This window comes from Caballeronia sp. M23-90, from assembly GCF_053574605.1.
Genome location: NZ_JBSIPA010000247.1, coordinates 1 through 9,612 on the forward strand (window position 1 = coordinate 1; position 9,612 = coordinate 9,612).

10 protein-coding genes and 1 pseudogene are annotated in these 9,612 nt (G+C 60.6%); 8 read left to right on the forward strand and 3 right to left on the reverse strand.

Annotated features, from left to right (window positions below; all coding sequences use genetic code 11):
• Positions 1 to 491 precede the first annotated feature (491 nt).
• The 4 genes from ACRXB1_RS21840 (at position 492) to ACRXB1_RS21855 (ending at position 3,467) form a co-directional block, all read left to right on the forward strand.
• Positions 492 to 1,187: a phosphatase PAP2 family protein gene (locus tag ACRXB1_RS21840; RefSeq protein ID WP_375507450.1), complete on the forward strand. Its 696-nt coding sequence runs from the start codon at positions 492 to 494 to the stop codon at positions 1,185 to 1,187.
• 125 nt (positions 1,188 to 1,312) lie between these two features.
• Positions 1,313 to 2,062 carry a molybdate ABC transporter substrate-binding protein gene (gene modA, locus ACRXB1_RS21845; protein WP_449493193.1) on the forward strand — a complete coding sequence of 250 codons (750 nt, stop codon included), beginning with the start codon at positions 1,313 to 1,315 and terminating at the stop codon, positions 2,060 to 2,062.
• A 6-nt stretch (positions 2,063 to 2,068) separates the two neighbouring features.
• Complete coding sequence (modB, locus tag ACRXB1_RS21850; RefSeq protein ID WP_449493186.1) at positions 2,069 to 2,743, forward strand: molybdate ABC transporter permease subunit; 675 nt, start codon at positions 2,069 to 2,071, stop codon at positions 2,741 to 2,743.
• Between the two features lies 1 nt (position 2,744).
• Positions 2,745 to 3,467, forward strand: a complete 723-nt coding sequence (locus ACRXB1_RS21855; protein WP_449493187.1) for an ATP-binding cassette domain-containing protein — start codon at positions 2,745 to 2,747, stop codon at positions 3,465 to 3,467.
• On the opposite strand, the gene ACRXB1_RS21860 is transcribed toward ACRXB1_RS21855, so the two are convergent.
• Both ACRXB1_RS21860 and ACRXB1_RS21865 read right to left on the reverse strand, forming a co-directional pair.
• Positions 3,430 to 4,254 (reverse strand): TOBE domain-containing protein, encoded by an 825-nt coding sequence (locus ACRXB1_RS21860; protein WP_449493188.1) that lies wholly within the window; start codon positions 4,252 to 4,254, stop codon positions 3,430 to 3,432. The genes ACRXB1_RS21855 and ACRXB1_RS21860 overlap by 38 nt on opposite strands.
• A 54-nt stretch (positions 4,255 to 4,308) precedes the next feature.
• Positions 4,309 to 5,724 (reverse strand): CHAD domain-containing protein, encoded by a 1,416-nt coding sequence (locus ACRXB1_RS21865; protein WP_449493189.1) that lies wholly within the window; start codon positions 5,722 to 5,724, stop codon positions 4,309 to 4,311.
• A 242-nt stretch (positions 5,725 to 5,966) separates the two neighbouring features.
• Here ACRXB1_RS21865 and ACRXB1_RS21870 point away from each other — a divergent pair, with 242 nt between their 5' ends.
• From ACRXB1_RS21870 to ACRXB1_RS21880, 3 genes are all read left to right on the forward strand, one after another.
• A complete protein-coding gene (locus ACRXB1_RS21870; protein ID WP_449493190.1) occupies positions 5,967 to 7,556 on the forward strand; it encodes an inorganic phosphate transporter in 1,590 nt (529 codons plus the stop codon).
• Positions 7,557 to 7,856: 300 nt separating this feature from the next.
• On the forward strand, positions 7,857 to 8,015 hold the full coding sequence (locus tag ACRXB1_RS21875) for a DUF3309 family protein (protein WP_069638401.1): 159 nt from the start codon (positions 7,857 to 7,859) through the stop codon (positions 8,013 to 8,015).
• Between the two features lie 166 nt (positions 8,016 to 8,181).
• The gene (locus tag ACRXB1_RS21880) at positions 8,182 to 8,970 is read left to right on the forward strand and encodes an SDR family NAD(P)-dependent oxidoreductase (RefSeq protein WP_449493191.1); all 789 of its coding nucleotides are present in this window, start codon (positions 8,182 to 8,184) and stop codon (positions 8,968 to 8,970) included.
• A 19-nt stretch (positions 8,971 to 8,989) separates the two neighbouring features.
• On the opposite strand, the gene ACRXB1_RS21885 is transcribed toward ACRXB1_RS21880, so the two are convergent.
• Positions 8,990 to 9,364 (reverse strand): hypothetical protein, encoded by a 375-nt coding sequence (locus ACRXB1_RS21885; protein ID WP_449493192.1) that lies wholly within the window; start codon positions 9,362 to 9,364, stop codon positions 8,990 to 8,992.
• Between the two features lie 123 nt (positions 9,365 to 9,487).
• On the opposite strand from ACRXB1_RS21885, the pseudogene ACRXB1_RS21890 reads away from it, so the two are divergent.
• Positions 9,488 to 9,612, forward strand: a pseudogene (locus tag ACRXB1_RS21890) (helicase C-terminal domain-containing protein); the annotation flags it as partial.

Here is a 9,612-nt window from a genome sequence, read left to right on the forward strand (position 1 = left end):
TATTGTGCACTGCACAACTTCCGTCATTCCTGTTGGGTTCGACGGCCGACTTATCATGTGCGCGGCCTGACCGCAGGCTTCGGGCTTGCCGCGGATTTTGCGGCCTTGGGAATCACCGGCCGAGTCGACGTCCGCGGCTTGGGCGTTCTTGACGGCGCAATTTGTGTGGCGACCAGGCGTTTCAAGCCTTTCAGCCACAATCTTGTCAGACTTTTAGGCATCGAATCAGATCCCGCGCACATGATAAGTCGGCCGTCGAACCCAACAGGAATGACGGAAGTTGTGCAGTGCACAATAGCATTTATTCGAAAGACTTGCGCGCGACACAGAATTTCACCTTGCTGCGTATTGTTGATATTTGGCCATACGAAGAGGGCGATTTAGCCGATTTTGTGTTTCATCTCCGACAGTCTCGAGGATCACTGCAATAAGTTTAGGAGATGGGCTGACGGTTATAATGTCTGCTTTTTCCGCTTTGCAGAACAATCTTCATGCCTGACTTGCCACTATCACTCTGGCTCTCCATTACGTCCGTCGGAAGTGTCGGCGTAATGATTCCGCTTGCTATCGTCGTAGCCGTCTGGCTCGCGCTTGGGTATCCGTGGCGCTACGCCGCGTGCTGGCTTCTCGTGCTCGGCGGCGCAAGCGGTCTTGTTTTTCTTACCAAACTGGCGTTCATGGGCTGGGGCATCGGCGTGCGCGAACTGGATTTCACAGGAATCAGCGGCCACGCAATGATTTCATCGGCGGTACTGCCGGTCGCATTGTTCGTTGCGTGCCTGCCGGGGCGGCAATGGGTAAGGGCGCTCGGCGTCGTCCTTGGACTGCTGATTGGAATCGTGGTCGGCGTGTCACGCATCCTTCTGAACGCGCACTCGGTCTCGGAAGTTGTCACTGGTTGCGGGCTCGGCGCGCTGACGGCGCTTCTCTTCGTGGCTTATGCGTGGCGTGCGGAATCAGGCAAGTTGTCTCCCGCACCGGTCGCGGTAAGTCTCGCGATCGTCGCGGTGGTGCTGCACGGGATCCCCGTTCCCACGCAGCGCTGGATTACCGACATCGCGCTGCAGTTGTCCGGCCGCGATCAGCCATTTATCCGGGCGCGCTGGAAAGCCGGCCAATACGACAAGCCGGCCGCCGCGCCGGCAAGGCATATCGATGTCCGGTTCGGTGGTCCAACCGAATCCTGATCGCACCGGGACGGATGCGAATCGAGCATGAATTGAGCGCGAGCTTCCCGTTATAGCCGCGAATATATTACGATGCGCTTTCCGTTCATTTCGCCCTGGCCATCGTGTTCAAATTCAAACCATCGCTGATCGCTGTCGTCCTCGCCGCTTCTTCCGTTGCGTTGCAAAGCGCCGCCCATGCCGATGAAATCGTCGTCTCCGCAGCGGCTAGCCTGACCAACGCGTTCAAGGCGATTGGCGAATCGTACGAAAAGCAGCATCCCGGCACGAAGGTCCTGATGAATTTCGGCGCGTCCGACGTGCTGATGCAGCAGATCGTGAAGGGTGCGCCTGCCGATGTCTTCGCATCGGCCGATCAGAAAGCAATGGACAAAGCCATCCAGGAAAAAGTGATCGCCACCGAATCGCGCCGTGACTTTGCCGCGAATTCGCTTGTGTTGATCGTGCCGAAGGACAGCGCGTTCGCGCCGGCCAGCGTGAAGGACCTCACAGAAGCCAGCGTGAAACGGGTCGCTTACGGCGACCCGGCGTCGGTACCGGTCGGCCGCTATACGGAAGGCGCGCTCAAGGACGCGGGCGTCTGGGATGCGGTCAGCGCGAAGGGCGTGCTCGCGGCGAACGTGCGCCAAAGCTTGGACTATGTGGCGCGCGGCGAAGTGGACGCGGGGTTCGTGTTCAGCACGGACGCGGCCGTGATGCCCGAGCGCGTGAAAGTAGCGCTGACCGTGCCGACGCAAACATCGATCACCTATCCGATCGCGCAAGTCGCGCAAAGCAAGCATGCCGCCGACGCGCAATCGTTCATTGCGTATGTGTTGTCGCCGGAAGGTCAGAAGACGCTCGCGCAATTCGGCTTCAAGCCGCCAGTAAAGTAAATCTTCATGGAGCACGCTTGGATACCGCTGTTGTTATCGCTGAAAGTGGCGGGATGGGCCACGGCGATCGACGTCGTGCTCGGCGTCGCAGTGGCGTTCGGCTTGTCGCGCTGGCGCTCGTCGGCGCGTGAGCTTGTCGATTCGCTGCTGACACTGCCGCTTGTCATGCCGCCCACGGTGCTGGGGTATTACCTGCTCGTGCTGCTCGGCCGGCGCGGCGTGATCGGCGCGTGGCTCGACAAGTTCGATATCCAGTTGGTGTTCACCTGGCAGGGCGCCGTGATCGCGTCGGCGGTGGTCGCGTTTCCCCTCGTGCTGAAATCGGCCCGTACCGCGTTTGAAGCCGTCGATCCGCAATTCGAGCGCGCCGCCCGGACGCTCGGCATCAATGAAACTGCCGTATTTTTTCGCGTCACCTTGCCGCTTGCCGCACGCGGCATCCTGGCCGGCGCGTTGCTCGCTTTTGCGCGGGCGCTCGGCGAATTCGGCGCCACGCTGATGATCGCGGGAAACCTGCCGGGCAGGACGCAGACGCTTTCGGTCGCGGTGTACGCCGCCGTGCAAGCCGGCGATGACAGCACGGCGAACGTCCTCGTGATCGTGACATCGGTGACGTGCGTGGTGATCCTGCTCGCGGCGGGGCGATTGTTGCCGCAGCGCTCGACGGCACCGGTGCGCTGAGATGACGGCCCTTTCCGTGCATTTGCGCAGGCATTTCATCACGCCCGAGCGCGATTTCCTGCTTGACGTCTCATTCCGTTCCACGAGTCAGCGCATCGTGCTGTTCGGACCTTCGGGCGCAGGGAAAAGCCTGACGTTGCAGGCCATCGCCGGATTGATCCATCTGGACGAAGGCGAGATCGTGCTGAACGGCACCACGCTGCTCGATACAACCAAGGGTATCGACCTGACACCGCAAGCGCGGCGCATCGCGTATCTGTTCCAGGACTACGCGCTTTTCCCGCACCTGAACGTGCGGCAGAACATTGCATTTGGGCTGAAGCGCGGCTGGTGGAATCCATCGAAGCACGTGGCGCATGCCGATATCGACTACTGGCTGAACGCGTTCGACCTGAAGCCGGTCGCGCGTCAGTATCCGGGGCAGTTATCGGGCGGGCAGAAGCAACGCGTGGCGCTGGCCCGGGCGCTGATTCCACATCCGCAACTGCTGTTGCTCGACGAGCCCTTCTCCGCACTCGACATGGCGTTGCGCCAGCGCATGCGTCAGGAACTCGCCGACCTGCAAAGCCGGCTCGATATTCCCATGGTGCTCATCACGCACGATCCCGACGATGTCGCCATGTTCGGCGATCAGGTGGTGAATCTGCGCGAGGGTATCGTGCAGATTCACGACGGTAGCAACGAGCTCAACCCGTCACACCGAGTATCACGCTCGACGCCTTGAACGCCGCGATGGCGCTCTGCCCTTCTGCCAGCCCGAGCGTATCGACGCTTTCATTGGTGATGACGGCGGTGACCGTGGTCGAGTCATCGAGCGCCAGCGACACTTCCGCGTTCACCGCGCCGCGCGTCATCTTCGAGACCCGGCCCTTCAACTGATTGCGCGCCGAGATCCGGACGGGTTCATCCGCCATCAGGATCACCCACGATGCTTTCACCAAAGCAAACGCGTCGCAGCCTTCTTTAAGACCAAGCGATTCGGTGCTTTCGTGCGTGACGACGGCAACGATCGACTGGCCGCCCGAGAGCGCGAGTTCGATTTCGTCGTTGACGGCGCCGCGCGTGATCTTCCTGACCGTGCCGAATAATTGGTTGCGCGCACTGGTTTTCATGCCGATCCGTCCGATGAGTTGCCAGTCCTGCTCGAAGCCTTCTATGGCCGCACCCGCACGTTCGAGAAACAGCCGATGTTCACGTTCGATGGCGCCATATGTACTGATCAGCTTCAGCCCCTTTGGCGTCAGCGTCGTTCCGCCGCCACCCTTGCCGCCCGCTGCACGCACGACCAGCGCGGCGCCGGCCAGGTTGTTCATGGCATCGATGGCATCCCATGCGGCCTTGTAGCTCATCCCGACCGCCTTGGCCGCGCCCGTGATCGAACCGGTTTGACGGATGGCCGCCAGCAATGCAATGCGCGCCGCCCCGCCGAGTGTTTCGTGGCCGCTGCGAAACCACACGGCGCCGCCGACTTCGATGGACTCGTTCGGCTTATCAGGCGTTTCCTGGGTCATGGCTGCGTCGAAGGCTGGTTATAGAGTACGGCGATTATATTGGATGCCTAAAAGTCAGCTGACGCGGGGCTTTTTTATCTTGCGCAGGATACGCTCGCCTTCGGCTGCATGCATCTGCTGGGCCGCGACCGCGAAGCCCTTCGCCAGTCCCTTCTGGAAATCATCGGCTTCGTCCAGGGACGCAAGACGTTGCGCGGCGACGGCTGCGTCGTTGCCGTCGCCTAAGACGCTTTGCAGATTGCCCAGCGCCTTTTCGACATGCTTGCGCGTGGATCGCGTGACGATCGAGCGGAAAAATTCCAGCGCGTACCGCAAACGCTTTGCATGGATACGGACCTTGTGCCGCGTGGGGGCACTGATGGTGGTCAGATCCGGCGCACGCTCGATCTTCCGATAATGCTTGGTGATCCGCTTTTGCGCATGCTCCGCGAGCGTTCTATGCGCGAGTTCGAGCGGCGCTTCGAGCGCGCTGAACCACTGCACGAACGATAACGCGAGACTCGCATAACGCGGCGAGTTCATCGCGTCCTGCAGGCGCTGGCGCGTGGCCATGCGGTTTGCATCGGCAGCGTGTTTTGGCCTCGACCATGAATCCTGGCTATGTTCGTCGTCGGCTACGGCGTAGGTGGCGAGCGTGGTATCGGCGAACACATCCCAGTCGCGGGCATCGGCGAGCAGATCGCCAAACCATTTCAGGTCAGGCGCGATCTGCGTGTTCCAGATTTCATCGATCCATTCGGGGAAAAGTTTGAGCGCAGTTTTGAGGCGGCGCTGCGCCACGCGCAATTGATGCACGTGCTCAGGTTCCAGTCCGCCGCGCGATGCCGCGTCGTTGCCGAACCAATGCGCCGCCACCGACTTGCCGATCTCGGCGAAGGCATCGGTTGGCGTGGCGTGGCGCGGCAATTTCAGCTTGGCGGCTTTGACCGGTTCTAGCGCGGCGGGATCGATATGAACAGGCGCGATCACGAACGGCAGCGTCTTCGTGATCTCATGCGCGACGGCGTAAAGCGCTTCACGTGATTCAGGCGTGGCTGCCAGCGTCAACTTAGCAGGGCCGTGCGCGTTTGCTTGAAGCGTCGCGCGAACCGCGTCCGACGTGCTCCATTCGCTTGCTTCCACTTTGGAGGCTTCGCCGAGAACGGCGTCGCCGTCGCCGAGTATTTTCTGCAGATCGGCAAGCCCCTCTTCCGACGCGATCCACGACCGCAGATCATCTTTCGCGTCGGGCGCAGCTTCAACGCGCCGGACAAACGGCCATTCACGATGACTCGCCGCAAACACCTTCCGTTCTCCGCGCGTTTCGATGCTCACTTCCCAGCCGTGCAAATCCGCTTCGACTTTTTGCGTCTGCAACATGAAGCCAGAACGACTTGCGCTCGAAAACGAACCCAGCTCCGACAGCGCCTTATCGGGCGGCGTGTTTGAAACGTCATGGGAAATCATCACCAACTCGACAAGTTGCAACATAAGTTCTCCACCATGAACGCGACACTTGATAAGGCAGCAAATCCCACGCCGCGCTTTTCAATTCAGACGAATTTCAATGCTTGCGCCTGTCATCAAAACGCAATAAAGCGCGTGCAAACATGAGCAGCGTCACTGCCAGATGCCGCTTGAACGAATCAAGAAACAACGCCTCTCATCGCCAATTTGCTCCATCAGCACGCCAACCCGCCGCTTCACGCGCAGCCCAGCACAAAGGACGTTACATGCCTGACTTGACCCTTCCCGATAACAACACGCAGGGACGAACGCTCGGACGACGGCTGAGCATGCCGCTGTTCCTGGTCGTGATTGCCGGCGGCATCATCTATTGCGTCACGCACTTGCTGCACGACCTGGAATCAGTCCAGCAGTCATCCATATTGCCTTACGTCCTGCTCGGCGTAGCACTGATGATTGCCCTCGGCTTCGAATTCGTAAATGGCTTCCACGATACCGCCAACGCCGTCGCCACCGTCATCTATACGCACTCGCTCGCGCCGAACCTCGCGGTCGTCTGGTCGGGCGCGTGGAATTTCCTTGGTGTGCTGGTATCGAGTGGTGCGGTCGCGTTCGGCATCCTGCAACTGCTGCCCGTGGAACTGATCCTGGGCGTAGGGACATCGCAGGGATTCGCGATGGTCTTTGCCCTGCTGATCGCCGCAATCATCTGGAACCTCGGGACGTGGGCGGTGGGGATTCCATCGTCGAGCTCGCATACGCTGATTGGATCGGTGATTGGCGTCGGGCTGATGAACCAGATGCTGCACGGCACCTCGGGTACCTCGGGCGTGGACTGGGGCCAGGCGCTCGCGGTCGGCAAGTCGCTGCTGTTTTCGCCGTTGATCGGTTTTCTGCTTGCCGGCCTGCTGCTTTACGTGATGAAGCTCGTCGTGCGCGTTCCCGCGCTTTATAAGGAGCCCAAGAAAAACACGCCACCGCCCTTCTGGATCCGTTGCCTGCTGATCCTCACCTGCACCGGCGTTTCGTTCGCGCACGGTTCAAACGATGGCCAGAAAGGCATGGGCCTCATCATGCTGATCCTGATCGGCACGGTCCCGACCGCCTATGCGTTGAACAAGGCCGTCACACCCGCCGAGACGCAAACCTTCCTGTCGGTCGGTCACCACGCATCCGAAGTGCTCGGCAAGTACACGAACGGCGCCGCGCCGGTCGCCGATCCGCGGGCTATCGTGCAGCATTACGTGCAGACCAAGACGGTCGAGCCGAATACGATCGTCGCGTTGAAACAGCTCACCGATATCATCGACGGGCAAGTCGGCACCTCCGATTCCATGGCGACCGTGCCGCAAAACATCGTGGGCAACGTGCGCAACAACATGTACGTGAGCTCCGAAGCGCTGCGCCTGATGGACAAGCAGAATGCGCCCGCCTTCGCGCCCGAAGACGCCGCCGTGCTGAAGAACTACAAAGGCCAGCTCGATCACTCGACCAAGTTCATCCCGACTTGGGTGAAGGTCGCCGTTGCTGTGGCACTGGGACTCGGCACGATGGTCGGCTGGAAGCGCATTGTGGTGACGGTGGGCGAGCGCATCGGCAAGACGCATTTGACGTATGGGCAAGGCGCATCGGCGGAACTGGTCGCAATGGTGACCATCGGCGCCGCCGACATGTACGGCCTGCCGGTCAGCACCACGCACGTGTTGTCATCGGGCGTGGCGGGGACGATGGCCGCGAATGGCTCCGGGCTGCAATGGAAAACCGTTCGCAGCCTGGCGCTGGCCTGGGTCCTGACGTTGCCGGTTTCCATCGCGTTGGCGGCCGGGTTGTTCTGGGTCTTCCGCGGGTTGTTCTGAGCGTTCTCTCACCGCTATTTTTCTCCCACGCGTCGGCGCTTCCTTAAACCGCCGACGCGCTTGCAAATTTTCCCGACCGCTGACCGGCTTTTGTCCGCGCCGCTATCGAGTTTTGATCCCGACCCATACCCAACAAGCCTTTGCGCCGATGGCACAACGCTTGCTAAAAGCAACGGGCAATCGCGAGGGTATCGGTGATGCGGGACACAACAAGCTTCACCACCGCCGCTACCCACGCCGCCCCGCATGCGGCATCGCCATTCACTCTTCAGCAGACCCCAATAATTAAGGAGAAGTGGAATGACTATCGGAACAATCTTGCTGGTGGTTTTGATCCTGTTGCTGCTCGGCGCATTTCCGTCGTGGCCGCACAGCCGTAGCTGGGGCTATGGCCCAAGCGGGATTTTGGGCGTGGTGCTGATCATCGTGATCGTGCTGCTGCTCATGGGCCGGCTATAACTCGATGGCCGCAGCTTAACAAGCCGCGCCTACCGCATCCGGCCAAACGCAGCGGTGCAAGCAGGCAGTTGCAGTTCGGGCCATAGCGTCATCGCCCGCCGTCAGGGGAACGTTCCTGCCGGCGGGCGATTTACATTGCCAACCCATTTCAAGGAGTATCGACTTCATGGACCTCCATCTCGAAGGCAAGCTCGCACTCGTATCGGGATCGACGAAAGGCATTGGCCTTGCAATCGCCACGGGCTTTGCGCGTGAAGGCGCGCATGTGATCGTAAACGGACGCAAACAAGCGTCGGTGGATGAAGCCATCGCGAAGCTGAAGGCTGCCGTACCCGATGCGAATGTCGAAGGTTTCGCCGGCGATCTCTCCGATGCTGCCCAGGTCAAGGCGGTCGTCGCACAGTATCCGGTCGTGGATGTACTCGTGAACAACCTCGGGATCTTCGATCCCAAGCCGTTCGCCGACATTCCGGACGAAGACTGGCAACGTTTCTTCGATACCAACGTCATGTCCGGCGTGCGTCTTTCACGCGCGTACTTGCCGAAGATGAAAGAGAAGAACTGGGGCCGCGTGGTGTTCATCAGCAGCGAAAGCGGGATTCAGATCCCCGTGGAGATGATCCACTACGGCGTGACGAAGACGGCGCAACTGGGTTTGTCGCGTGGACTTGCTGAGGATTGTGCGGGCACGGGCGTCACCGTGAATGCAGTGTTGCCGGGTCCGACGCACTCGGACGGACTTGATGAAATGGCCGCCAAAGGCATGGGCGACAAGACATTCGCCGAGTTCGAGAAAGGCTTCTTCGAAACTGAACGGCCGAGTTCGCTGATCAAGCGGTTCGCGACCACCGAAGAAGTCGCGAACATGGTGGTGTATGTGTGTTCGGAAGCGTCATCGGCCACGAACGGCGCGGCGTTGCGCGTGGACGGCGGCGTGGTGCGTTCGGCGTTCTAACTGTACTGGATGGCCGAAATCACACGCGGAGCACGCGCCCGTCCGGGCCGATCAGCGGCGGCAGCTTGGGCAACGAATCGATCCCTTTCGGCGCGGTCTTCGCGCGCCCCGTACTTGAGGGAGATGCTGAAGGCGCAACCGTCAATGCCGGCGGCGGGGTCGTGGTTCTGTCGGCGACTTGCTTGACGGCCGGTCCGCCCTTACGCTTTTTCTTTGCTTGCGCCGACACGACGCTGCGCGTCCTGGTCTTCGGCGTATGCAACTGCGACTCGGGCGGATTCCAGACTTCGACATAACGTTCGGCAGCCACGGCAGCGGCAGAGCCGAAACTCATGGAACCAGCCAGCAAAGCAAGCGCGACGTTCGAGGAAAGTGCGGATAAAACAGGTCTCACAGCAAACGCTCCAGATTGTTCAGTGTCCACCAGCGCGCGAAAGTATAGCGTCGAGCGAGCGCTGCGATGTGTCGAGCTCAAGCAAGGCGCTGTCAAGCCTCTGCAGCGCCAGAGCGACCGTGCCGCACTGAATTGCTCGATCGTTTCCGTTCTTATGGCAACGCGATCCTCGTTGGCAGCCAGAGTTTCTGGGAAGGCGTGGATGTGCGCGGTGATGCGTTGTCGCTGGTTGTCATCGACAAGCTACC